At 46.1% G+C, this 24,021-nt stretch carries 30 protein-coding genes and 2 pseudogenes; 16 read left to right on the top strand and 16 right to left on the bottom strand.

Annotation, left to right across the window (positions count from 1 at the left end; all coding sequences use genetic code 11):
* The gene (locus MTP38_RS10145; protein WP_249233499.1) at window positions 1-486 is read left to right on the top strand and encodes a hypothetical protein; all 486 of its coding nucleotides are present in this window, start codon (window positions 1-3) and stop codon (window positions 484-486) included.
* On the opposite strand, the pseudogene MTP38_RS10140 reads toward MTP38_RS10145, so the two are convergent.
* The 12 genes and pseudogenes from MTP38_RS10140 to MTP38_RS10085 form a co-directional block, all read right to left on the bottom strand.
* Window positions 480-1,118: pseudogene (locus MTP38_RS10140) on the bottom strand (ParA family protein); the annotation flags it as partial. The gene MTP38_RS10145 and the pseudogene MTP38_RS10140 sit on opposite strands and share 7 nt — an antisense overlap.
* A complete protein-coding gene (locus tag MTP38_RS10135; RefSeq protein ID WP_097791888.1) occupies window positions 1,118-1,987 on the bottom strand; it encodes a DUF6017 domain-containing protein in 870 nt (289 codons plus the stop codon). The pseudogene MTP38_RS10140 and the gene MTP38_RS10135, both read right to left, overlap by 1 nt.
* A 125-nt stretch (window positions 1,988-2,112) precedes the next feature.
* The gene (locus MTP38_RS10130) at window positions 2,113-2,727 is read right to left on the bottom strand and encodes a helix-turn-helix domain-containing protein (RefSeq protein WP_249233498.1); all 615 of its coding nucleotides are present in this window, start codon (window positions 2,725-2,727) and stop codon (window positions 2,113-2,115) included.
* Window positions 2,687-4,183 (bottom strand): tyrosine-type recombinase/integrase, encoded by a 1,497-nt coding sequence (locus MTP38_RS10125; RefSeq protein WP_249233497.1) that lies wholly within the window; start codon window positions 4,181-4,183, stop codon window positions 2,687-2,689. The genes MTP38_RS10130 and MTP38_RS10125 overlap by 41 nt, the downstream gene beginning before the upstream one ends.
* The gene (locus tag MTP38_RS10120) at window positions 4,180-4,551 is read right to left on the bottom strand and encodes a helix-turn-helix domain-containing protein (protein WP_156072646.1); all 372 of its coding nucleotides are present in this window, start codon (window positions 4,549-4,551) and stop codon (window positions 4,180-4,182) included. The genes MTP38_RS10125 and MTP38_RS10120 overlap by 4 nt, the downstream gene beginning before the upstream one ends.
* A 115-nt stretch (window positions 4,552-4,666) precedes the next feature.
* On the bottom strand, window positions 4,667-5,476 hold the full coding sequence (locus MTP38_RS10115; protein WP_112145401.1) for a DUF6551 family protein: 810 nt from the start codon (window positions 5,474-5,476) through the stop codon (window positions 4,667-4,669).
* A complete protein-coding gene (locus MTP38_RS10110) occupies window positions 5,467-6,141 on the bottom strand; it encodes a type II toxin-antitoxin system PemK/MazF family toxin (protein ID WP_097839050.1) in 675 nt (224 codons plus the stop codon). The genes MTP38_RS10115 and MTP38_RS10110 overlap by 10 nt, the downstream gene beginning before the upstream one ends.
* Before the next feature lie 86 nt (window positions 6,142-6,227).
* Entirely contained in the window at window positions 6,228-6,455 is a 228-nt protein-coding gene (locus MTP38_RS10105; protein WP_005927345.1) for a hypothetical protein, read from the bottom strand.
* 375 nt (window positions 6,456-6,830) lie between these two features.
* Complete coding sequence (locus MTP38_RS10100; RefSeq protein WP_249233496.1) at window positions 6,831-7,322, bottom strand: sigma-70 family RNA polymerase sigma factor; 492 nt, start codon at window positions 7,320-7,322, stop codon at window positions 6,831-6,833.
* 536 nt (window positions 7,323-7,858) lie between these two features.
* Window positions 7,859-8,566: an ImmA/IrrE family metallo-endopeptidase gene (locus MTP38_RS10095; RefSeq protein ID WP_178845264.1), complete on the bottom strand. Its 708-nt coding sequence runs from the start codon at window positions 8,564-8,566 to the stop codon at window positions 7,859-7,861.
* Window positions 8,566-8,847, bottom strand: coding sequence for a hypothetical protein (locus MTP38_RS10090; protein ID WP_120081417.1), 282 nt, complete (start codon window positions 8,845-8,847; stop codon window positions 8,566-8,568). Before MTP38_RS10090 ends, MTP38_RS10095 begins: the two co-directional genes overlap by 1 nt.
* Before the next feature lie 44 nt (window positions 8,848-8,891).
* Entirely contained in the window at window positions 8,892-9,089 is a 198-nt protein-coding gene (locus MTP38_RS10085) for a hypothetical protein (protein ID WP_097839054.1), read from the bottom strand.
* A 208-nt stretch (window positions 9,090-9,297) separates the two neighbouring features.
* On the opposite strand from MTP38_RS10085, the gene MTP38_RS10080 reads away from it, so the two are divergent.
* From MTP38_RS10080 to MTP38_RS10045, 8 genes and pseudogenes are all read left to right on the top strand, one after another.
* Window positions 9,298-10,125 carry an XRE family transcriptional regulator gene (locus tag MTP38_RS10080; RefSeq protein ID WP_249233495.1) on the top strand — a complete coding sequence of 276 codons (828 nt, stop codon included), beginning with the start codon at window positions 9,298-9,300 and terminating at the stop codon, window positions 10,123-10,125.
* Between the two features lie 19 nt (window positions 10,126-10,144).
* Window positions 10,145-10,348 (top strand): helix-turn-helix domain-containing protein, encoded by a 204-nt coding sequence (locus MTP38_RS10075; protein WP_249233494.1) that lies wholly within the window; start codon window positions 10,145-10,147, stop codon window positions 10,346-10,348.
* A 381-nt stretch (window positions 10,349-10,729) separates the two neighbouring features.
* Window positions 10,730-12,289: a cardiolipin synthase gene (gene cls, locus MTP38_RS10070; RefSeq protein ID WP_005921174.1), complete on the top strand. Its 1,560-nt coding sequence runs from the start codon at window positions 10,730-10,732 to the stop codon at window positions 12,287-12,289.
* A 210-nt stretch (window positions 12,290-12,499) separates the two neighbouring features.
* Window positions 12,500-13,933: a phospholipase D family protein gene (locus MTP38_RS10065; protein WP_249233493.1), complete on the top strand. Its 1,434-nt coding sequence runs from the start codon at window positions 12,500-12,502 to the stop codon at window positions 13,931-13,933.
* Window positions 13,912-14,622: a response regulator transcription factor gene (locus MTP38_RS10060; protein WP_005929827.1), complete on the top strand. Its 711-nt coding sequence runs from the start codon at window positions 13,912-13,914 to the stop codon at window positions 14,620-14,622. The genes MTP38_RS10065 and MTP38_RS10060 overlap by 22 nt, the downstream gene beginning before the upstream one ends.
* Entirely contained in the window at window positions 14,622-15,665 is a 1,044-nt protein-coding gene (locus MTP38_RS10055; RefSeq protein WP_005929825.1) for a HAMP domain-containing sensor histidine kinase, read from the top strand. Before MTP38_RS10060 ends, MTP38_RS10055 begins: the two co-directional genes overlap by 1 nt.
* 33 nt (window positions 15,666-15,698) lie before the next feature.
* Window positions 15,699-16,762, top strand: a pseudogene (locus MTP38_RS10050) (FUSC family protein).
* Window positions 16,763-16,904: 142 nt separating this feature from the next.
* Window positions 16,905-17,240, top strand: a complete 336-nt coding sequence (locus MTP38_RS10045; RefSeq protein ID WP_217211257.1) for a hypothetical protein — start codon at window positions 16,905-16,907, stop codon at window positions 17,238-17,240.
* 252 nt (window positions 17,241-17,492) lie between these two features.
* Here the strand turns inward: MTP38_RS10045 and MTP38_RS10040 are convergent, their stop codons facing one another.
* From MTP38_RS10040 to MTP38_RS10025, 4 genes are all read right to left on the bottom strand, one after another.
* Complete coding sequence (locus MTP38_RS10040; protein ID WP_249233492.1) at window positions 17,493-17,990, bottom strand: hypothetical protein; 498 nt, start codon at window positions 17,988-17,990, stop codon at window positions 17,493-17,495.
* Window positions 17,971-19,476 carry a Y-family DNA polymerase gene (locus tag MTP38_RS10035; RefSeq protein ID WP_249233491.1) on the bottom strand — a complete coding sequence of 502 codons (1,506 nt, stop codon included), beginning with the start codon at window positions 19,474-19,476 and terminating at the stop codon, window positions 17,971-17,973. The genes MTP38_RS10040 and MTP38_RS10035 overlap by 20 nt, the downstream gene beginning before the upstream one ends.
* A 162-nt stretch (window positions 19,477-19,638) precedes the next feature.
* Window positions 19,639-19,809, bottom strand: a complete 171-nt coding sequence (locus MTP38_RS10030) for a type I restriction enzyme endonuclease domain-containing protein (RefSeq protein ID WP_249234686.1) — start codon at window positions 19,807-19,809, stop codon at window positions 19,639-19,641.
* A 142-nt stretch (window positions 19,810-19,951) separates the two neighbouring features.
* Window positions 19,952-20,158, bottom strand: coding sequence for a DUF6219 family protein (locus MTP38_RS10025; protein ID WP_097839462.1), 207 nt, complete (start codon window positions 20,156-20,158; stop codon window positions 19,952-19,954).
* Window positions 20,159-20,433: 275 nt separating this feature from the next.
* Here MTP38_RS10025 and MTP38_RS10020 point away from each other — a divergent pair, with 275 nt between their 5' ends.
* The 7 genes from MTP38_RS10020 to MTP38_RS09990 all read left to right on the top strand — a co-directional run bounded on the left by MTP38_RS10020 (window position 20,434) and on the right by MTP38_RS09990 (window position 24,003).
* A complete protein-coding gene (locus MTP38_RS10020) occupies window positions 20,434-21,213 on the top strand; it encodes a DUF134 domain-containing protein (protein WP_249233490.1) in 780 nt (259 codons plus the stop codon).
* Between the two features lies 1 nt (window position 21,214).
* Complete coding sequence (locus MTP38_RS10015; protein WP_097771467.1) at window positions 21,215-21,871, top strand: Crp/Fnr family transcriptional regulator; 657 nt, start codon at window positions 21,215-21,217, stop codon at window positions 21,869-21,871.
* 79 nt (window positions 21,872-21,950) lie between these two features.
* A complete protein-coding gene (rbr, locus tag MTP38_RS10010) occupies window positions 21,951-22,493 on the top strand; it encodes a rubrerythrin (protein WP_158394941.1) in 543 nt (180 codons plus the stop codon).
* A 21-nt stretch (window positions 22,494-22,514) separates the two neighbouring features.
* Window positions 22,515-22,889, top strand: a complete 375-nt coding sequence (locus tag MTP38_RS10005; protein WP_005921786.1) for a desulfoferrodoxin family protein — start codon at window positions 22,515-22,517, stop codon at window positions 22,887-22,889.
* Window positions 22,877-23,209, top strand: coding sequence for a ferredoxin-thioredoxin reductase catalytic domain-containing protein (locus MTP38_RS10000; protein ID WP_330221116.1), 333 nt, complete (start codon window positions 22,877-22,879; stop codon window positions 23,207-23,209). The genes MTP38_RS10005 and MTP38_RS10000 overlap by 13 nt, the downstream gene beginning before the upstream one ends.
* Before the next feature lie 18 nt (window positions 23,210-23,227).
* Complete coding sequence (locus MTP38_RS09995; protein ID WP_005946404.1) at window positions 23,228-23,431, top strand: 4Fe-4S binding protein; 204 nt, start codon at window positions 23,228-23,230, stop codon at window positions 23,429-23,431.
* The gene (locus MTP38_RS09990) at window positions 23,428-24,003 is read left to right on the top strand and encodes a 4Fe-4S binding protein (protein WP_249233489.1); all 576 of its coding nucleotides are present in this window, start codon (window positions 23,428-23,430) and stop codon (window positions 24,001-24,003) included. The genes MTP38_RS09995 and MTP38_RS09990 overlap by 4 nt, the downstream gene beginning before the upstream one ends.
* Window positions 24,004-24,021 lie beyond the last annotated feature (18 nt).

Genomic DNA, 24,021 nt, shown 5'->3' with positions numbered 1-24,021 from the left:
ATGAAGAGGTTCGTATCATTAATTCTTTCAGTGTGTTTTTTGTTTTCGATAAATACTGTGTCTTATGCTGCTAACATAAGCAGCCGTAAAGCTAGCAATCCTGTTATTCAAAGCATGAATGATAAGTATCATGTTGATTTTTCGGGAATGTCGATAGATGAATTAAATAAGTTTATCGATAAGATGAAAGATGAAGATCAAACACGTGCATCTGGAAATTTGTTAAATAATACACAGCTTGCATGGTTGGCAGCTGCGCAAATTGCACGGGATAAGGGATATGAATGTGCGGCTCTTATGGTTGAATTCTCTGTATATAATATTGACTATTCTGAGAGTGTGACGGATTCTTCGACGCCATTGCTTGACAAGTTAAACACGACAACAGTTTTTAATAATTATAAAAACAAAGTACTTAATAGTGGCTTGAAAGATTTTAGTGGAGGAAGTTGGTCTTTTACAATTCAAAAGTCTGATAATGCCTGACGAATCAAAGTGTCGATCTGCTTTCCATAGTTGGTGCGGCTGTCCGTCATGGTGAGCAGGATGCCCTCGATTTTCAGCTTTGGGTTGATCTGCCGATGCACCTTGTTGATGGTCTGCAAAAGCTGTTCCAGACCTTTCGCGGAAAGGTACTGTGCCTGTACGGGTATCAGAGCAGTGTCTGCCGCCGCCAGCGCGTTAATGGTCAGCATCCCAAGGGAGGGAGTGCAGTCCAACAGAATATAGTCATAGTCCTGCTTTGCACTGTCCAAGACTTGCTTCAGCATTTTTTCCCGGCTCATGGTATTGACAAGGGCAACTTCCAGCCCTGCCAGCTCAATGTTGGCCGGGATGAGGTCTACACCCTCTGCATGGTGCAGCACACCTTCACCGGGCGGAATGCACTGGTCGTTCATGGCTTTCTGCATCAGGGTAGAAAGAGTAACGGGCAGTTCGTCCGGCTTCTGCCAGCCCATACTAATGGTGAGTGAACCCTGCGGGTCAGCGTCTACAAGTAGGACCTTCTTACCCTCGGCGGCAAGACCGACACCCAAGTTTTCACAGGTTGTTGTTTTGCCAGTGCCTCCCTTTTGGTTGACAATGGCAATCGTGGTTGCTTTTTTGGAAATTTTTATCACCCCCGTTTCGCTAAATCGTGGTTGGTCTGATTCTGATAGTAAAGCTGCATGGTGGTCGTTGCGTTGTACAGAGAAGCGAGCAGGTATTGCTTCATGTTCCTGATTGGGCTGCTGTTCTCTGCAAGGCACTTCAACACAAATTTGATGTGGTCAGCGTTCAGCTTCATAAACCGACTGCGTACCACCTCGGCGGGCTTATCGTCCCCAGCAATGTGCAGCAGCTTACGGTTGGTAGCGCAGGTGTCCACCAGCAAGTCTACGATCTGGTAGATAATGTCCTCGTCATCCGGGCAGAGCCGGAGCAAAAGGTCTATCTCCAAAGACTGAGAAAAATATTCTTCCAGTTGGGTGCGTTTGCTCATCCCATCCGCTTCTTCAGAATAGAATGGATCAGTCTCACTCATTTCAGTATCATTCTCTTTAGTCTTATTACATCGTGATTTTGAAGGGTCTTGACTTGCGTTTTTGAAGCCTCCAGAATCGTGAAAATCACGATTCTGGAATATTGATTTTGACGATTCTGCCGAAAAGTTCTTCACATACACCAAACTTGGCTTTCCCAGACCTCTGCGTTTTCGTTCAATCAGACCAAACTTTTCGAGTTCCCGGAGCAGCTTGGTCGCTTTGTTGTCTGCGCAACACAACGCCCTCTTGACATCCTCTATCGTGAAGATAATGAACACCCGGTTCTGCTCGTCCAGCCAGCCGTTTTTCACAGACAGGCTCATGCGGTCCAGCAGGATGCCGTACAGGGTTTTTGCATCGGTGGACAGACTCTGGAACCGTGGCTCCTGAAAAAGAGCCTTGGGAATGCGGTAGAACGAAAACAGTTCTCCGGCTTGTCCGTAAAAGTAGTCAAGGGTCATGTGGCTTTTTCAACGTTTTGCTCCAGCTTGTGTTCAAAAAATCAACCGCCTTTCGTTTGAAAATAAAAAGCGCACTCTTTTCTTATTGAAAAGTGGTGCGCTATGTAATATAATGGCTATATAATTTAGCTATCCAAAAGATAGTCGATGAGATATTCTTTCGGAATCATGAAAGATCGTCCGACTTTCAGGCAGCGAATTCTATGTTGATGGATTCTTCTGATGATGGCAGTCTGGCTTTTGAAACCGAGTAAAGTTGTTGCTTCTTCGACAGACAGCACATCAGGATAGTTCACAAATAATTTTTTATAATACTCTTTTGCTTGATTTTGATTCATTATCCTTGACTTTCCTTTCGTTTTGTGCCTAAGCAGAGGAGCGTTTTGCCCTGCATCCCTCCTGAACATCCCTCCAATTTCCATTTGGGCGGTCCAAACCGAAAAAACAGAGTAGAGGAAAAACGCATCGAAAAATCGTGGATATTTCAAATTATTGTTCGTTGAGGCGTGAATTTTGCCTTTGCAGAGTGGGAACCAGATATCACTAGATATCACTGGATGACACCAGATGGAAGATGCGGATAAAAACTCAAAATCTATTGGTAGTAATACCGTGTGGGTTCGACCCCCACCATCGGCACTAAAAAGCAGCTTGAAATCGAAAGATTTTTGGCTGCTTTTCTTTTTAACACACTTCTTCTCATACTTTTGTGTTCTCGGGGAAAATGCTGACGATGGCATTGGCAGAGGACACTTTGCTGGAGAAATCCAGATGTGTATAAATGTTGCTTGTTGTGCTGATGTCGCTGTGACCGAGCCACTCCTGAATCTCTTTCAGGCTCACACCATTGGCGTAGAGCAGGCTGGCGCAGCTATGGCGAAGGTCATGGAAACGGATGCGTTTCATGTTGTGAGAAACAAGGAAATTGGGAAAATGCTGGGTAAGATAATCCGGATGAAAGCGCATTCCCATAGGGTTCACATAGATGTAGTCGAGATAATCCGTGCAGTAATCTTTGCCGCAGACCTTCCGATTCAACTCCTGCTCCTTTTTCATCTTTTTAAGCATTTGCTCACAGGCAGGGATAAGGGGAAGTGTCCGGCAGCTCGATTTGGTTTTGGTCCGGTCGCGTGCTACATCCGTCATAACGCCATCGATTTTCACACCGACAACGGTATGCTGAATGCTGATTTTCTTGTTCTCGAAGTCAATAGCATCCCATTTCAGTCCGACGATCTCACTCCGGCGCAGGCCGTAGAATGCTGCCATGATAACGGCAAACTCTGCAGGGTCACCTTGAATGGCTGTGAAGAGCCGTTCCAATTCTTCTGCACTGTAGACCTCTGATTTGAACTTTTCCTTACGAGGACGTTCAACGCGGTCTGCAGGATTAGAACGAATCATACCAATCTGGAAGGCATACTGTAAGCATTTGCGGATGTTGGCGTGATAGTGAATTACGGTGTTTGCCGTAAGGCCACGATCCAACTCATGCTGGTAGAAGTCTTGGATGTATTTGGGATGCTGTTCCATATCCTGCAATGTATAGTGGAGCGGTTCAAAATATGGGACGATCTTGTGAATGATTGCTCTTTCATAGCTGGTATAGGTTGTGATTTCCACTCGTGACTTCATCATTTTCAACCAGTCCGTGATGAAGTCGGTGAAAAGTACCGGGGAGTTATCAAGGCAGGGGTCAACTTCTTTGATGGGGCTGACCTTCAGCCAATTATTGGCGACGGCATATTGCAGGGCATCGGTCAACTCCTTGTGCCAATCAAGAAGCTGCTGTACACTGGCCTCCTCCTGCTGACGCTCATAGCGGAAGAACGTTTCCAGATCGCGCGGAGAGAGTGCTTTCAAAGACAGCCGCTTCTTTTCAAAGTATGGGACAACTACTCTTCCCAGATCATAAGCATATCTGCCATAGGTTTCGGGCGGAAGGTTCATCACACTTTCCCGAAGCCAGCGGTTCAGATATTCCGATACCGGCAGGTCGGAAACCTGCTGCATCGTTTCAGGGTTAAACTCTTTTTGTGTTTTACGCAACAGAGATTCAGCTCTTTTTTTGTTTCCTTTAACCGGAAGTCCTGTGCTGATGGATTTGGTTCTGCGCTTTCCATTTGTGTCTTTCCAGCTCAGAATCATCTGATACATACCGTTTTGTTCTCTTAAATGTCCGGCCACATTTGTCATAGTGATGCTCCTTTCTGTTCGCAGCCAAACGTCCTTTGCTTAGGCATCATAAGTTTAGAAGACTCTGGAGTGTTTTGCAAGGATGGCGCAAGAGAGTTTGAAAGGCGCATCCCTCCAAGTTGCCGATTCTGATCGATCAGGTACTCTACCACGCAGAGTTTTGGTATCTTATAACTGCGTCCTACACGCGCCGAGTGGATCTTATTCTGCTTGACCAGCAGATACGCATTCTTCCGGCAGATGCCAAGCATTTCCTGAAGAATGTCTACGGATACCACATCCGGGTAATCCTTGAACATCATCATGTACCGCTCTGTCTTGCGGTCGGGCTCTTCCTGAATCAAAGTGCAGGCTGCGATCTCGCTCATTCCGGTCCTCTCCTTTCCAGTTCAATATGTCAATTATTTGAAAGAAAATACTATATGTAAAGAGCAATGGCCTTTTTCCGGGTACCATCGCCCTTGCCAAAGGAGATATTTGAGTTTAGAACTTCATCGGCAGCGCATCCTTCCTGCACTTGCCGTTGTAGGTGGTGTAGATGGGGTAAACGTACCGCCGCCAGCCCGGAAGCTTGGCGGGATTATCCCGGCTGATACGGTAGAGCTCCATGGGATGGACTCCGCTCAGCGCACGGACAAGCCGCTCCGCGCTGTACTGTCCATGATACAGCTGCACAAAGTACATCACGCCCCGCAGGACAGCCGCCCGGAAGGAATCCGGTCTGCCCTCCCACGCTTCCACGATGTGCCGCAGGGCTTCGCAGTAGATTTCTTCGCCCAGCTGGTCGTACAGCTTCAGCGCCGTGCCCACGCAGCTGATACGGTAGTCGCTCAGCTGCATGCTGTCGTAGTTGAGGGACAGCCCCACCCGGTTGGTGGCTGCGACAAACGCCTTGGAAGGCGCATCGCCGCCCACTACCTTGGCGCGCAGCTTGATGCCCGCCGACAGGGGTGCGGCGTGACCGTTCTGCTCCGCAAAGAGCAGGGCTTCCTGCTCCATCGTCAGTCCGGTGTAGACCTTGCAGAGGATCGGGCGGTCCGCGCCACCGTTGAGGAGGATGCAGCCCTCGATGGTGTGCTGCCCGTCCATCACATAGTATCTGCCGTTGCGGAAGCTGACCTTCGGCTCGTTAACGATGTACTCATTGAAGTCTCTGGCGATCAGCTCCACCCGCTTGCGCTCCACGCCCCGCTGGTAGATCTCGCGGGGATAGATCAGCTTGCTGCTGTGGATGACCGAAAGCTGGTACGGCGGGTTGATACCAATGAAGGTATTGTTTTCGTTCAGGCGCATCGCATTTCCTCCTTAATTCTCCAAATGTACTTCTCGGCTTCCTCTAAGATCTCAGCCACCTGCTGCTTACGCTTCGGGCTGGTGAGCAGGCTGGGATTGAAGGTGAAGCTGTATTCCAACCGCTGGATCATGGCATGAACCGCGGATTGCAACTCGGTGTACAGCATCATTTCCTCGATGCTTCCGGCGTTCTCAAAAGACGATTTGATGGGCGTATAGGGGTAGACAGGTGGTTTGCCATCCACCACCTCAGGCGGCGCGTAAAGCGCCGTAGAGCGCCGGATAGGCTCCATCTGCTGGATGCTGCCCATGGGGTTCAGCGCAAGGCTGATACGCACTGCATCATCCACCCTGCGCATCTCCTCCGGGGTCAGATGCCCCAGATACTTCAGCGCCCGGCTCTTGTCGATGGTGAAGATCTGCTCTGCCTGCACAACGGACGGCATATTCAACCCTGCGTTTTCCAACAGGCAGTGGGTCGGCTGGTTTACTTTCTTTTCCGCCTTGCTTGTCATGGTCGCAACGATCAGGGTCGGAGAGTGATAGTTGCCCACGTCATTCTGAAGAATGACCGCCGGACGGTCACCGCACTGTTCCGAACCGGTGCTCGCCCCGAAATGGGTGAAGAAGATGTCTCCGCGTTGGAATTTCCAGTTTTGCTGCAAAATTGTACCTCCATGTTGTTATGTGCAAAGCCCGCTGCCGGATGTTCCGCAGCGGGCTTCGTTCAAGGTATGGTGGTATGGTTGGGTCAGCGGTGCATGACTACATAATCGTAGCCGCGCCGCATCTGGCAGACGGTGCAGGTGTCCATGCTCCGGTCTGCGCTGGGTACAAGTGCGATCTTGAATGCCTTTGCATCCACAAAGTGCCGCAGACAGGTACCGCAGAGGGTGCGGATGGACTTGACCATCTCAGGGGTCAGCTCCATCTCCTCGTAGATCTCCTGCTCGCGCACCGTGGGGTTCAACTCATCCATAAAAGTGTCCTCCTATATGTATCAAAGTGGATATTCGGATAGAGAATAAATTGGGATACGTAAAAAACGGAAACTGCCGGATGCGCAAAAACGTACCCGGCAGTTCCCGGATCAATATGATTAAAGGTCTCGCATATTCGCCCTCGGCCCCCTACGAGTGGGGCATAAACATCTGGCAGCGGACTTGTACCGCTTCATTGGCATTTCAGCCACCCCGTCTGCTTTGTGACCGGGCCGCGAATTACGGAAGTATCATTATCGGAGTACCAGATGACGGAACTATTCAGTTTTCAAGGTTCATGAGGTTGGACGTTTTTCCCTGCGGCGAGTGCCGCTTGGAAAATTGTCCCTTCACTTGGTAGGCATCGAGAAGGGTCAATTCGTAGCATTAAAATTGAAGTTTTTCAAAAATTTAGTAATTCTCTTGATTTTGATACTAATAGTGGGCCGAGATACGCCGTAGACTTTAGAAATTTCAGTGATGTCGTATCCCTCGTAAGCGTACATGGTGATAATTTCCAAATCTTCGGTTTTCAAAGTTTCGAGTGCAGTAAGCAACTGCTCGTTCTCAATCTCACCAATCCATGCAAAACGGCTTTTAGTTTCGTGGTAAGTATCCGTAACGGAAACGGCTTCCTGATACTTGTTCATCAAGGGCGAGTAGGATTCTTCGCTCTGCTCAAAGGACGGCGCAGCCATTTCCTGCGTATGGTTCTGGTAAGAGCGATTAGCGTTAAAAACAGACCAGTCGTAATCGTACATTGCCTGAATCGCTTCGCTGCTCATACCGGCATCTTCATACTGCTTGCGGGTCATAGCCCACTGACTATCAAAATTCTTCTTTTCCAAACCATAGTTGAAGCCCATGTTAAACCTCCAAATTTTCGATAAAGCGTAAAAAGTCGAAAATTTGGAAGGCTACGGATATTTCGCCGCTTGGGGCATCCACGAAAAACGGACAAACATAAAGCCTGCTCCTTTTTACGGGAGCAGGCTACCTGAAGGCTAAAAAAATAGCCGGACAACCAACTAACAGAGCGGTTCTAAAGCAGAATCACTCTATCAGCTGTTGCCCGGCTATTTGGTGCGCGTTTCATACATTGCCTTGCGGCAATGGCCCGTTGCTCGGTGACGAACAGTCCATATTCAGGGTGCAATGCACCCGATTTTTGAAATTGTGTTTTGCCTATAAAGCAATCAACGCCTGCGATAGGCTAAATCAACCGTTGCTACGTTGCCGCACTTGAGGCACTTTATGCGGATAGTGCCTGAACAGCTCTCATCTTTTTGGTAGAGCTTGTGTCCGCAAACGGGGCAAAACCTCCAGCCGATGCTGAATTGTGCCTGCTGTATATTGCTCAGCGGTTTATTTTTAAAAGGACGATTATTTGACTGAATCATGTTTATTCTCCAAATCGGATGATGTCCAATGGATGGCAGTGGATGGGTTTGCCTTTTATGACCTGCATCTGCTGTAGTCTGATCCTGATAGCAGACCACGATACTCCCATCCGCACAGCCATCTCCAGAATTTTTTCATAGTTCGGGTCAGATGCGGATTTGTATAGGATTCCATTCGGCAGGCACAGCGCTGCCCGTTCTATTTCGACGTTGACCAGAAATGTCGGCATCAGCAGCTCTGCTGCAAGGGTGTTTGCCTGCCATTCTTCCCATGAGGGTTGTCCGTTTCGTTCCCGATAGGCAATGTGCCCACGGCACTTGACTGCTTTTCCATAGTCGTTCGGGAACAGATCAGCTAAAATCTGGTGTGCCGCCTCATGCGCTATCGTGAAATTCCGGCATCCGGTGCAGCCGTCTGCCGCAAGGGCAGAATCGATCACAACGTCCTTCGGCATGAATATCTCTACAAGCTTTGTACCATCCCCTAAAGTTACGGTAAAACCGCATCTTTGAAAAACGGTAAGTCCGAGGACGCTGCCATCGCTACATAGCGGCAGCATTTTCACATTCAGCCCAAGAACAGCGCTTGCAAGCCGTTCAGGGTCAATGGGTTCCGGGGCATCTTTGCTGATCCCGAAGCGGGTATAGTACTGGTCGATATACTTACCCGCTATGCGCGAAAGGTCTGCGCGGGATAAGTACCTTGCCATTACGAAGCACGGCTTTCCGGCACGGAGCAGTAGGCTTCCACGAACCACTTGCCCTGCTCAAGCCAAAGATTCCGCTTCTGCCCGCAAATCAGGCAGGTGAAGCAATGCCCTTTCACGCCAAAACGTGATGTACCGTGCTTGACTGCCAAGACACGATCAATGCCATAAGTGTGAGCCTTGTCATAGTTTATGGCAAGAGGGCGGATCTTGCCATCAGGAGTAAAACGAACGTCCACTTCGACGTATCTTTTCTCACGGCGAAGGTTGTAATCACCACACATCAGAAATCCTCCTTTTTTGCAGATTTATCAGAACGCAGCGTGTATTACTTGCGAACCATGCTGCGTGCCACGAGCTGCTTTTCGTTCAACAGCGGAACGGACACTGTATGTTTTTTCCACTCATCCATAGAACAGGTTACCGCTTTGCACAGACGGCATTTTGTCCAGCCATCGGTTGCATCAAGATCTACATCATAGTTCATGGTTCCGCACATCGGGCATCTTACGTTTTCTTTTCTCATAATATCACCTCTTAAAAACACCGAACAAATACGATTTCGGTCCAGAATCAACACCAAAAAGCTGTTATTCGTTGATTTGATTCGATTATATACCTACTTTATGGAGATGTCAATTACGCATTTGTCGCTATTTTGGAGATTTCTTATTGATTTCCTGTATTTTCTATACTATAATAGAGCTACCGGATCACAAAGGAGTGTTCTTGTTATGAAAAAGAAAACCATGCTCACCAAAATGCACATAGCCCCATCCACAGTGCGCTATGATGCAGTCGCTGCGAGGGATAGCAATGAGGTTGGTCAGATTCTCGCAGGCACACGAAAAAGGAATGGCTATTCACTTGTAGCTTTCTCTGAACTTCTCCGTCACTATGGCGTCGATGTCAGTGATAAAGGAATCAGCAAATGGGAAAAAGGCTATACCACTCCTAGCATCTACCAACTAGTTGCAATCTGCTACGCATTGAACATCAAGGAGGGTCCTTCCTACTTTACAAAGAACTTTCAGAAACCCGCCCTTCTAAATGACATCGGGCAAAAAAAGGTCGCTGAGTACGAAATGGACTTGATTGCATCCCGGCGCTACCAGCCAGACGCAGAAGAACCCGCGGAAATCGACTACATAATGATGCCTGTATCAGAGTTGCCAGTATCGGCAGGTCTAGGAGCTTTTCTTGAGGGTGAAATGTTCCAGCAGATACAAGTGCCTGCCAGTAGCGTTCCGGCTGGTGCCGAGTTCGGGATATACGTTAGCGGTGATAGTATGGAGCCACGTTATCATAACGGACAGATTGTATGGGTGAAGCGCTGCGAAGAACTTGAATGCGGGGATATCGGGATATTCGTATATGATGACTGTGGATATCTGAAAAAATACGATGAACATACCCCAGACAAATCCCAAGCAGAGTTCCTTACCGACAGCTATGGCGTGGTGCATAACCAACCGGTTTTGGTTTCTCTTAACACCAAATATTCGCCGATCCTTATATCTCCAGAGCAAAGATTTGAGATCGTTGGAAAAGTTTTGAACTAAAAAGATGGGAGGGATTTTCGTGGATACGATCAAGCGTGTTCAGGATTTAATGCAAGAGCGTGATATGAATCTATGTGTGTTGACAAAAAAATGCGGGATATCGTATTCAACGATCCAAAGTACTGCCCGTCGGGGAGGTCAGTTAAGCGTAGAGACGATTGAAAGAATTTGTCAGGGTTTAGGAATTACATTAAAAGACTTCTTCGATTCCGCCTACCTGTAAATATAGGGGCAGCAAAAAAGCCGTTCGCCACGCTGGAAAATCTGCGTGGTGAACGGCTTTAATACTGCTTCTATTTATCCTTTGGCGATCTCCAGATAAACGCTAATCTCCATGATTGTTACCATTGAAGGAATACATTTGCGACGATCTTCGGGCATACCGAATAAGATTTGCATTGTCAGTTGAAAACGGCTCATGTTACCTATTGCAATTCTGACTATTTGGAATATACTTGTAAGTATCAAATTATTTCACTGTATGAGGACATCCGCACCAAACTTATCCAGTCCGGTGTAATGAAATGCAGAGAATAAAAGACAAAATTGGTATGTTCCACGAAATTTAGGGAGAAAACTGAGCAAGTAGGAAGGCGGAATATATATGAAACAAGATACTTTAGAGGGCAAAGCAAAAACAAAAAATGGGGTAAAACGGCTGTGTTTTTCCATAATCTGCATTCTTCTGGAAGTGATTTTTATTATTACTATCGTAACACGCTTGAATGAATATGCAGAAGTCATAAATTTATTTACAAGGATTTTGAGTGGGATCTTGGTTTTGGGATTGTACGCATCAAATAAGACATCCTCTATGAAAATGCCTTGGGTCATCTTAATTCTAATTTTCCCAATTATGGGTGTAGGCCTGTATTTGTTGATTGGTTTGAATGGTGGCACACATAAAATGCGTGAGCGGTATGCAGAAATTGATAGCAAATTGTTACCAATGCTTCCGGACAGTCAGGAGTGTTTGAGCAGAATAAAAGAAACAATTCCGAAAGCAGGAAATATAGCAAGTTACATACAAAGAAATTCGCAGTATCCAATCTATCAGAATACGGATATTGTGTATTTTGATGAAGCAGTGAAAGGATTAGAGGCACAGCTTAAGGATTTGGAGAAAGCACAAAAGTTTATCTTTATGGAATATCATGCGATAGAAGACGCTGAAGCATGGCATAAGATTCAAGATGTTCTGGAAGAGCGAGTAAAAGCAGGTGTGGAAGTTAGAGTATTCTACGATGATATGGGTTCTATAGGCTTTATTAACACAGATTTTGTGAAAAAAATGGAGACAATAGGAATTCATTGCCGTGTATTCAATCCGTTTATGCCAGGTTTAAATCTGTTTTTGAACAATCGTGATCATAGAAAAATAACAGTTATTGATGGAAAAGTCGGATTTACAGGTGGATATAATCTAGCAAACGAATATTTTAATTACACACACCCGTATGGACAGTGGAAAGATACAGGTATTCGTTTAGAAGGAGATGCTGTTCAGTCGCTTACAGTGACATTTTTAGAAATGTGGAATGCTGTTAGTGAAAAAGCTACGAATGATACTGATTTTAGTAAATACATTATTCATTACGATTATAAAGCACAGCAAACAGGTTTTGTTCAGCCTTATGCAGACAGTCCTATGGATAATGAGCAGGTCGGAGAAGAAGTTTATATCAGTATGATAAATAAAGCTGAAAAATATTGTTGGTTTATGACTCCATATCTAATCATAACAGATGAAATGACGCATGCGTTATGTCTGGCTGCTAAGCGAGGGGTAGACGTAAGAATTATCACACCTGGTATCCCTGATAAAAAATTCATTTATAATGTAACTCGTTCTTTTTATCATGGATTAGTTAAACATGGTGTTCGTGTTTATGAGTGGACTCCTGGTTTCTGTCATGCAAAAATGAGTGTGGCAGATGACTGTATGGCAACTTGTGGAACAATTAATTTGGATTATCGAAGTTTATATCACCATTTTGAAAACGGCTGTTTTATGGCAGATTGTCAGGCAGTTGTGGAAATAAAAAATGATCTGATAAGAACGATGGGAGAATGTCGTGATGTGACAGACCAATATCAAACCGGACGAAGTGCATATTTGCGACTGGGACAATTATTTATGAGATTATTTGCTGGATTGCTATAAGAATCTGATGAAACGACCTTTCAAAAAACAGTTGATTTAGAAGTTAACTGTTTTTGAAAGGCCGTTTTTGCTATATCTAACAGTCTGTTGTACAAAGAAGATTTTGCATGGATGAAAAAACAAACCTTGTTGAGGTTAAATTGAGTTTTCTATTGTATTGTATTGCTAATGAATAAGAATAAGAAATAAAAATGAATCCGGTGATGTACAATGAAAAAGCATAAAATATGTAAAATCCTTCTTGTTATACTGGCAATTTTTTTATGTGTGGCTTTTTATGAATTGCTCGGAATCTGCGTTGCATATAAAAAGCAGCCGGAAGTGTCCAATACAACCAAAAAAGAAACAAAAAATGGGTCATGGAACGAATGCAGTGAAAATACAGAACGGGCAGTAATCATAGAAAAGAATCCAGAAGCGCTTTTACAAAGAGTGCGTTTGATCAAGAATGCAAAAAAGGAAATTATTCTTTCTACTTTTGCATTTCAATCCGATGAAAGTGGAAAATTGATCTTAGGAGCACTGCATGATGCGGCAGACAGAGGTGTACATATTCGTCTGTTAGTAGATGGAATGGAGAGCTGGATTGATATGGAAGGAAATCCGTATTTCTATGGATTATCTTCCCATGAGAATGTTGAAATTAAACTGTATAATAAGGCCAATCCGTTGAAACCGTGGAAAATGATGGGTAGAATGCATGATAAATATTTGATTGCAGATGGAAAGAGATATATTCTTGGGGGAAGAAATACATACAATTATTTCCTGGGTGATTTTCCGGGACATAAGAACTATGACAGAGACGTGTTAGTGGTTTGCGATGAACCTGAGAAAGAAAATTCAGTTAACCAGTTGTTAGAGTATTTTGAAACGATATGGAAACAAGAAGACAGTGATTATTTTCATGACAATAAAAAACTGGCAAATAGAAAATCTGTAAAGAACGCAGTTTTAGAGCTGCAGAACGGCTATCAGAAATATTTTGAAGAGAATAAGGAAAGAATCTGCGATACCGATTACACGGACGAAACTTTTGAGACAGAAAAGATTGCATTAGTGTCAAATCCTATTCACACAGGTTCCAAAGAACCAGTAGTGTGGTATCAGTTGGGAGAATTGATGAAAAATGCAAAAAATCGTGTGAAGATCCACACGCCATATATTATCTGTAATGATATGATGTATAACACATGGGAGGAGATTGCAGAGAACGTTTCAGATTTTTCTATCATGACAAATTCAGTTGCGAATAATGGGAATCCATTTGGGGCTGCCGATTATGCGAAAAACAGAAATAGAATCTTAAGTACAGGAATTAATATCTGGGAATATGAAGGCGGTTATTCATACCACGGAAAAAGTATTCTGATTGACGATGATCTGTCTGTAATCGGTTCCTTTAATATGGACATGAGAAGTGCATATCTGGATACGGAACTGATGCTTGTAATTCGCAGTAAAGATATTAATAAACAGTTGGAAGAGGGCATGATGGAATATGAAAGAGTGTCCCGCCAGGTATTGGAAGATGGAACCTATCGTGATCCATATCATGTAGAGCCAATCGAATTAACAAAGAAACGTCAGAGAAAAATATTTTTGGTACAGCATCTGCTTGGATGGGCAAGGTATCTGTTTTAATAAGGAGGAAGGAAAACGTGTTTCAAATATTGATTGTAGAAGATGATAAAGAATTAAGCCAGCTATTCCAAAAAGTGCTTGAGAAGAATGGATATCAAGTCAAAAGTGCATCGGATGGAGCAGAGGCATTAGAAGTATTGGTTAAGGAATATATTGATCTGATCATTTCTGATATTATGATGCCGGTTATGGATGGCTATGAACTGGTGTCAGAACTTCGCTCAGCAGGATATCAGATACCAGTGCTTATGATCACTGCGAAAGGTTCCTTTGATGATATGCGCCAGGGATTTCTTTCGGGAAGTGACGATTATATGGTAAAACCGGTAAATGTGAATGAAATGGTTTTAAGAGTCGGAGCACTGCTTCGCCGTGCACAGATACTGAATGAACACAAAATTGTGATCGGTTCAACAGAGTTTGATTATGATGCAATGACGGTTACAACTGATAAGGAAAGTCTTGTTTTGCCTAAAAAAGAATTCCTGCTTTTATATAAGCTTGCAGCTTCGCCAGGCAGAATATTTACAAAACAACAGTTGATGGATGAAGTATGGGGATACGAGACGGAGGCAGACCCACATACGATAGAGGTACATATAGGAAGAATCAGAGAGCGTTTTAAAGATAACCCTGATTTTGAAATCGTAACAATGCGTGGAATTGGATACAAGGTGGTGAAAAAATAATGGAACAAAAGAAAGAAAAAGGATTGCGGATCCGATCCTGTCTGACTGGTGCAATCTGGCTGGCACTTGTATTTTCAACAGTCATATCTGCTTTATTATTTGCTTTTTTGAATCATTTTTTTAATCTGCCGGGCAGCATACCTGTGCTTGGCTGGCTTTTGATTTTCAATACATTGATTGCAGGGCTGATCACTTCCTTTATTAATGCAAAGTTACTGGAACCAATTACAAGACTTAGTAAAGCAATGAAGGAAGTTTCTCGGGGAGATTTTGAACAGCATTTGGAAACGAACAGCCGTATAGCAGAAGTTGGAGAATCTTATCAAAGTTTTAACGTTATGACAAAAGAACTTCGTGCAACAGAGGTGCTGCAGATGGATTTTGTATCTGATGTTTCTCATGAGTTTAAGACCCCGATTAATGCCATTGAAGGATATACAATGCTGCTTCAGGGAGAAGAACTGTCTCCGGATCAAGAGGAATATGTAGAAAAAATCTTATTTAACACCCAAAGACTTTCCGGATTGGTTGGTAATATTTTGCTGTTATCCAAGTTAGAGAATCAGAATATACCAATGAAAAAAACAGAATATCGTCTGGATGAACAGATCCGCCAGGCAGTTCTTTCATTGGAAACAAAATGGACAGAAAAAGAAATTGGTTTTCAGGTAGAATTGGAGGAAGTTAAATATACTGCGAATGAAGGACTTTTTATGCATATCTGGATAAATCTTTTAGATAATGCGATTAAGTTCAGCCCTTCAAAGGGGACAATTACGATGTTTCTGAAACAAGAACAGGATTCTGTTAAGTTCATTCTGGAAGATGAAGGACCAGGAATAGAGGATGATGTAAAATCCAGAATATTTGACAAGTTCTATCAGGTAGATGGATCTCATAAAGCAGAAGGAAATGGCCTAGGTCTTGCACTTGTAAAACGGATTGTAGATAGTGCCGGAGGAACAATCAAAGCAGAAAACCGTGAATATGGTGGATGCAGATTTGTTATAGAGCTGCCAAAGCAGAAAGATGAGATTATCTAGTTTTAAGATAAATTAGAAGATGGGAGGATTTATATGACATTTTATCAGGAGTTGCAGTTAAATCAGGCAGGTTCTAAAAACCTGTTGAAAAAGAGTGAAACACTAAAAGAAAAACTATATCATATGTGGGTATATCTGGTGAAGATAGCTGCTACAATGGCATTTTGTTTTTTCTTTGTTAGTATTTTCAGCATCCTATTTGGAAATGAGAACAGCATTGTAGGTGTAGTAGTCTTATTATGTCTCATGGTGTTTAGGAATGCGGATCTGGGGATCCACACCGGACAATCTACGATGCTTTTGGCTTTGTTCTTTGTAATTATGACTGTATGTCCGCATTTAGCAAATCAGTTTTCACCGGTATTGGGAATGCTGTTAAATATTGCGGCACTGGCTGTGTTGATTCTGTTCGGATGCCATAATCCATCCATGTTTAATCAATCTACATTGGTTCTTGGGTATCTGCTGCTATATGGTTATGATGTTACGGGAAAAAGCTATCAGATGCGATTAGTCGGAATGGCTTTAGGTGCAGCACTTACCTGCTTCGTATTTTATCGAAATCATAAAAACAGAACTTATAAAAGAAATCTGAAAGATCTGATACAAGAATTTGATATCACTTCTTCCAGAACAAAATGGCAGATATGTCAGATTTTATGCGTACCGATTGTCCTTTGCATTGCAGAACTTTGTAATATGCCACGTGCAATGTGGGCTGGTATTGCGGCCATGTCCGTGATTTTGCCGTCTATGGAAGATATGCACTACAGAGTCCGTAAAAGGATTGTCGGAAATATTGCAGGTGTTATATGTTTTACAGTATTATATTTTCTGCTTCCTTCGTCAATCTATGCATATATAGGAATTCTTGGTGGAATCGGTGTAGGATTTTCAGCACAATATGGCTGGCAGGCAGTATTTAACACATTTGGTGCTTTAGCCATTGCTGCAGAGACATATGGACTACAAGGAGCGGTTAGTCTTAGAGTGAGTCAAAATGTTTTTGGTGTTGTGTTTGCTTTAGCATTTTGTGTTATATTTTATTGGTTTATGCCTAAAAAAAGGAAAGTGAGGTGACCGTACATGCAGAGTGAAGTGAATCAGGAAGAAAATTTGAATACCACTGATTTTGACGAGCACTTCGCTAAAATTTCGTCCTATACCTATTGCAATTCTGACTATTTGGAAATATACTTGTAAGTATCAAATTATTTCACTGTATGGGAGGAAATTATTATGGCAAGACCCAAGGGAAGCAAGAATAAGGCTCGTATTGTAAAGGCCAGCGTTGATTATGCAGCCGTCGTTGCAGAAAAGACCGCTGAAAAGGAAAAAATCGAATCTGAGGTTGCTGCGCTGACTGCAAATCTCGATGATCTGAAGACGCAGCTGAAAGCCAAGAAAGCAGAATTGAAAGCCGCCACCAAGGAACTTACCAAAGCCGAAAACAAAAAAGCTGCCGTCGAAGCAAAGGCAGCAGAAGAAGCAAAGAAAGGCGAAGCAGAAGATGTGCTGAAGAAGCTGCTTGCCAGCGGTATGACGGCTGAAGAAATCCTTGCAAAGCTCCAGTAATGCAATATGAGGGGCAAGTAAACATATCTGCCCAAACTGCGGGCGCAAGATGAAACAGCAGTTCACAGGGCTGTTCCATTGCAAGTGTGGGACAAGCTGGCGGCGTGATATAGGATTTTTGAAACGTACTCCAGATATGGTGTTCTCACTGGAACGCAAAAAAGTCGGAAATAAAATCAAGCAGCTGCCGACGATACATCATAAGTAAGCAAGACCACCAGCCGTTTTTTCGACTGGTGGCCTTTTTTGTGCTTAATCCTCTGTAATGCCTAGATATTGGTCAATCTCCATGATGCTTTCCCCACTGATCTCAACCAGATCTTCAAAGGGCACCACGGTGTCGCCCACTTGCAAGGTGCGGAACATCGGGTCGATGCGGTCTGCTTTTCCGGTCAGTGTGATGTAGTTACCCACTGCTGGAACCTCCGGGTGGGCGGTGTCTTCCTTGAAGTAGCGCACCGTGATGGTCATGCCCTTGGTGACCTGCATCAGCCGATCGGACAGAGCCGACATTTCTTCCTCAGTCAGAATGCGCTTGGGCACACGCTCGGTGCGCTGCTTTTCTGCGGCAAGCTGCTCATCATAACCACGCAAGGCTGCAAAGGGAGAGAAAATCTTTGCCCGGTTCTGTAAAGTCATGCGGGGGTGCTTGCGAAGGGATTCTTCGGTCTGGGGGCGTTCCATCTCTATGATGTCCCCGTACTTTTGGGCGGTCTCTTGTCCGATCTTGCTACTTTTGTAGTTTTCCATCCGAACCTCCTGCGCTGTGACCACCGATCTGCGCATTGCGTTGGCGCATGGTGGCACCTTCCTCGTAGCTGCTGGCTTTCAGTACGGCATTTTTGCCGTACTTGTTCTTGATGCCAAGCATGGCTTGCTGGAGTTTTTTCTCCTTTTCCAGCTTCTTGGTGTCGGTGAAAAAGTCCACCTGATAGATGCCCTCGTCCGGCGTGACCTTGTTGGCGTTGATAGTAATGCGCCGCACCGTCAGCGCCGGGTCGGTGATGCGCTCAAACAGCTTTGCGCTTTCGTTGATGAGGGTACTGCCCAGATTGGTAGGGGCATCAAACCGGACGGTGCCGTGTGCCGCCTTGGGGATGATTCTGCCGTAGCGGTCGGTCTGGGTCAGACCACGATAGCCGCCCTTGTCCACGTTCTCCCGGTCGTAGCCCACCTCCAAGGTGATGGATTCCGCCACCAGCTTCTTTTCCGTGAGCCGGAACATCAGAATCTCCGCCATCTCCCGGACAATGAGTTTTGCTTTATCATACGGGTAAGGAGTGGATAGTACCTGCCCCTCGCTGATGCTGTTGGTGCTGGGCTTGTAGCTTTTGATCTGCTCCATGCCGCAGGGTTCGTAGCCCCATGCGTGGTCGATGAGGATTTCTGCATCCACGCCGAAAATCTCATACAGACGATCCTCTCCATGGATGGAGAACCGTGCCAAGTCCCCCATGGTGTAGATGCCATGAGCTTCCAGCCGCTTGACGGTTCCGGGACCGGTCATCCAGAAATCCGTCAGGGGTCTGTGGTTCCACAGCAGATACCGATAGGACTGCTCATCCAGTTCCGCAATGCGGACACCATCTTTGTCTGCCGGGATGTGCTTTGCCACAATGTCCATGGCCAGCTTTGCAAGGTAGAGGTTAGTGCCGATGCCTGCCGTTGCGGTGATGCCGGTGTTGTACAGCACCTTCCGCACCATGGTCATGGCAAGTTCATGGGCGCTCATGTGATAATAAGGCAGATAGCCCGTCACATCAATGAAAACCTCGTCGATGGAGTAGGGGTAGATATCCGCCGGGGACACATATTTGAGGTAGGTCTTGTAGATTTGGGTAGAAACGTCCAGATACCGCTGCATCCGGGGCGGCGCAACGATGTAGCTCAGCCCCAGTGCAGGGTCTGCATTCAGGGCATTGGCATCAAAAGAGGTGCTGGCAAAGTGGTATTTTCCATCCTCTTCCCGGACTGCCTTGTGCTGCCGGATGGCAGTTTGCAGCCGCTGAGCGTTGACCTCTTTCACCCGCTGAACGGCTTCAAACAGCCGTGCTCTGCCGGGTATCTTGTAAGCTTTCAGGGAGGGCGACACCGCAAGGCAGATGGTCTTTTCGGTGCGGGAGGCGTCCGCCACCACCAGATTGGTGGTCAGGGGATCCAGATGACGGTCTACGCACTCCACCGAGGCATAGAAGCTTTTCAGGTCGATTGCCAGATAGGTGCGCTGCGCTGCCATACTTCAGCCCTCCTTTGCAAAAGCAACAACTATTTATCTTATTATAATAAATCTTTACGCTGTTTTCAAGAGAAGACACAACAATTATTAGCGATGCAAAAAATACAGCTATATTTCAGTGTGAAGCCTGAATATAGCTGTATTTTTTTCTTTATGGATGATTTAATTGTTCTCCTCAAAGTTCTCGACCTGCTCCATGACCTTTTTGAAAACTTCGGGGCTGTACTGTGGAGGATAGCTGTTTTTTACAAGGCAGATCTTGATCTCCAGCCTCAACTGATCGCGGACGTTCTGATTGTTCAGCCAGTCAGCAAACGAAGATTTGGTGTCGATAATCTCTTTGACCTTTTGCGCCAGAGCCTTGCACTTGTCGTTGATGACAGCACACCGTCAACCTCTTTATCGGTTCCGTATTCAAAATCATACTGGTCCCGCAGGGCAAGGAGAATAAAGATAAAGAAAGGAATTTTTTTGTTTAACTATTCTCACTATTATTTGATTTAGTGATTTTTTTCTTCTTTGGAGAAACCAGTTTGTGACCGGAATAAATGGACATGCCCATACAAATCAATGAAGAATAGGCAAAGTATTTATGCGCAGTCATAGATTTTTTGATTCCAGAATAAATGCATCCCAACATACAGAAAAGTGCGCCTAAGGCCCAGTATTTATGTGATTTCATGATTTGATGCCTCCTTTGATTTAACTGATTCAATTATAACGTTTTTTTACGAAAATGCAAGCATTACCGGGAACGCTTTCATGTGGATGCTGTGACTGCCGCTACGGTCATGATCGGTGGGCATTACGAACAAGGCTCACATGTAGCATTCGACTCCGAATATCAGCCGGCACACATATGAGGACGGAAAATGTAGCAGCTTTTGAAAAAATTGCTTTTTTCTGCTCAAAGTGCTACAATCGGAATATACCGAATACAAAGGGAAGAAAGCTCCCATGCCAAGACCGCCACGGTGCCGTCAAATTTGTGGCGTATCACAGGTCGATACATTCTGTCCCAACGGGTGCGAGAATACCGAGCCGATCCTGCTGACGCTGGACGAATACGAGGTCATTCGGCTGGTTGACTTGGAGCAGCGAACCCACGAGCAGTGTGCCGCGCAGATGGACATTTCACGCTCTACCGTGCAGGAGATTTACGAAGGCGCACGGCGCAAGATTGCAGCGTGTCTTGTCCACGGGAAACCGCTGCACATCACCGGGGGAAACTACCGCATTTGCGGAGGACAGGAGGCAGCTCACTGCGGACGTTGCTGCCGGATGCAGAGAACCAACATGGAAAAATTAGGCAAAACTTGCAAAGGAGATTCCATTATGAAAATTGCAGTTACCTATGAAAACGGTCAAATCTTTCAGCATTTCGGTCACACCGAGCAGTTCAAGCTTTATGAAGCTGTGGACGGCAAAATCACTCATGCGAAAGTCGTTGACACCAACGGCAGCGGTCACGGCGCACTGGCAGGCTTCCTGATGCAGAACGGCGTGGACACTTTGATTTGCGGAGGCATCGGCGGCGGTGCGCAGGCAGCTCTGGCCGAAGCGGGCATCAAGCTCTACGGCGGTGTCAGCGGGGACGCTGATGCTGCGGTGAGCGCATTGCTCAACGGAAATCTGGGCTACGATTCCAATGTTCACTGTGACCACCATGATCATGAGCACGGCGAGGCTGGTCACTCCTGCGGTGACCACGGCTGCGGCAAGCATAGCTGCCATTGATATGGAACGCACACTGACACAACTTCCGTTCTGGTCATCCTTGACCGAACGCGAAATGGACACACTACGCCGAAGTGCCTTTGTCCGTCATTATAAAAAGGGTGCGTTCGTTCACAGCAGCGACAATGAATGTCTCGGAATGCTGTTTATTCTTTCCGGCGAGATTCGCACCTATCTTCTCTCTGATGAGGGGCGGGAGGTAACGCTGTTCCGCCTGTATCCGGGCGAACTATGCGTGCTTTCCGCCTCCTGCGTGATCAGTCAGATCACCTTTGATACGCAAATGACTGCCGGAATGGATACGGACGTTCTGATTATCCCTGCAAATGTCATTGCTGCACTCAAGGAGAAAAATCTCCATGTCCGCTGTTTTCTCTATGAACTGGCAACGAAACGGTTTTCTGATGTGATGTGGGCGATGCAGCAGATCATGTTCAAGGGGCTGGATCAGCGGCTGGCAGAATTTCTCTTTGCCGAAGCGGAACGTACCGGCTCCGACACGATACGTATGACCCATGAGCAGATTGCCCAGCACATCAGCTCGGCACGGGAGGCAGTGGCACGGATGCTCAAAAGCTTCTCGGAGGACGGACTGGTGGAGCTGAAGCGTGGTGCAATCACGCTGCGGGATAAGAACAGACTAAATCGTCTAAAATAAAAAGGAATGTGACTTCGTCACGGAATAAAATCATAGATTTGCTACAATAAAAGCAGAAAAACAGGACGGAGTATCCACCATGAAAGAAACGAAATACGCAGGAACTCAAACCGAAAAAAACCTGATGGCTGCCTTTGCCGGTGAGTCCGAGGCACGCAATAAGTACACCTATTTTGCATCCAAGGCCAAGAAGGAAGGCTTTGAGCAGATCGCGGCACTGTTCCTCAAAACCGCTGATAATGAGAAGGAACACGCCAAGCTGTGGTTCAAAGAACTGAACGGCATTGGCGACACCGCAGAAAACCTTCTCTCCGCCGCTGAGGGTGAGAACTACGAGTGGACGGATATGTACGACGGCTTTGCCAAAACAGCCGATGAGGAAGGTTTCCATGCGCTGGCCCAGCGTTTCCGCCTGGTCGCCGCCATTGAAAAGCACCACGAGGAGCGCTACCGTGCCCTGCTGCACAATGTGGAGATGGCGGAGGTCTTTGCCAAGAGCGAGGTCAAGGTGTGGGAGTGCCGCAACTGCGGTCACATCGTCGTGGGCGAGAAGGCCCCGGAGGTTTGCCCCACCTGCAACCATCCCCAGAGCTATTTTGAAATTCACGCAGAAAACTATTAAAGAAAGAAAAGGAGAATTATCATGGAGCAGAAGTTTTACATTTGCAAGCATTGCGGTAACATCATTGCCAAAGTTAAGGACGTAGGCGTCCCTGTCGTCTGCTGCGGCGAGCCGATGAGCGAGATCGTTCCCGGCACCACCGACGCCGCCGTGGAGAAGCATGTTCCTGTCTGGACGGTGGAAAACGGCATCGTCCATGTCAAGGTCGGCTCCGTAGAGCACCCCATGCTGCCGGAGCACTACATCGAATGGGTATCTCTCCAGACCAAGCAGGGCAATCAGCGTAAGGAACTGCATCCCGGCGAAAAGCCGGAGGTCTGCTTCGCTCTCTGCGAGGGCGATGAGGTCGAGGCGGTCTACGCCTACTGCAACCTCCACAGTCTGTGGAAAGCGTAATTCACATTCTTAAAATCCGGTGCTCAAAAAGCACCGGATTTTTTTATCAATGTAACCTCGTCACAGAAAAAGACTTTGTCCTGCGGTATGATAAAGCCACAATCAAGAAAGAGCTGACGAACATGAAAATCAAGCTCAATCCCGATCAGGAGATTGTCAGCACCATCAGAAAAGGACTCAAGCGCACCGGCGGGTACTGCCCCTGCCGCAGGGAGCGCACAGAGGCAACCAAATGTATGTGCCAGGAGTTCAAGAATCCCATTGCAGATCCGGGCTTCGAGGGGGTCTGCCACTGTATGCTCTATTACAAATCCTTGTAGGATTAAGGGAGGAAAGCTATGCTGTCAAAGAAACTGGCTGCCATAGATAAGACGCGGTGTGTCGCCTGTGGTGTATGTGAAAATACCTGTCCACTGGGGGCCGTCAAGGTGCGCCGTGGCTGCTACGCCGCCGTGGAGGCGGAACGCTGCGTAGGCTGCGGCAAGTGCGCAAAGCTCTGTCCCGTCGGCTGCATTGAGGTGAAAGTGAGGGCTGACGCATGAAAGCAAAGCATTGGTACGATTACCTGTGGGTATATGCCATCATCTATTTTGCACTGGGCTTTTTCAATATCCTGTTCGCGTGGCTGGGTATGATCGATTTTCTTCTGCCGCTGCTTTTAGCCATCTTTGGCGGGAACAAATTCTTTTGCAACCACCTCTGCGGACGGGGTCAACTGTTCAGCAAGCTGGGGACAGACCTTAAATGCTCCCGCTGCAAGCCCACGCCCCGCTGGATGTCCTCCAAGTGGTTCCGTTATGCCTTTTTGCTCTTTTTCCTGACGATGTTCGGCAACATGGTGTTCCAGACCTATCTGGTCGCTGCTGGTGCTACGTCCCTGCGGGAGGCCATTAAGCTGTTCTGGACATTCCGTGTGCCGTGGAGCTGGACTTATACAGCCGGTACGGTCACTGACTGGGTGGCGCAGTTCAGCTTTGGCTTTTATAGCCTCATGCTGACCTCTCTGCTGCTGGGTCTGATCGTTATGGTGCTCTACATGCCCCGCACATGGTGTGCGTTTTGCCCGATGGGAACCATGACGCAGGGCATTTGCATGCTGAAAAACAAAGAATAAACAAAGATAACAGAACGG

The organism is Faecalibacterium sp. I3-3-89 (assembly GCF_023347275.1).
Classification (GTDB): Bacteria; Bacillota; Clostridia; order Oscillospirales; family Ruminococcaceae; genus Faecalibacterium; species Faecalibacterium butyricigenerans.
This window is presented reverse-complemented; position numbering and strand designations above follow the sequence as displayed.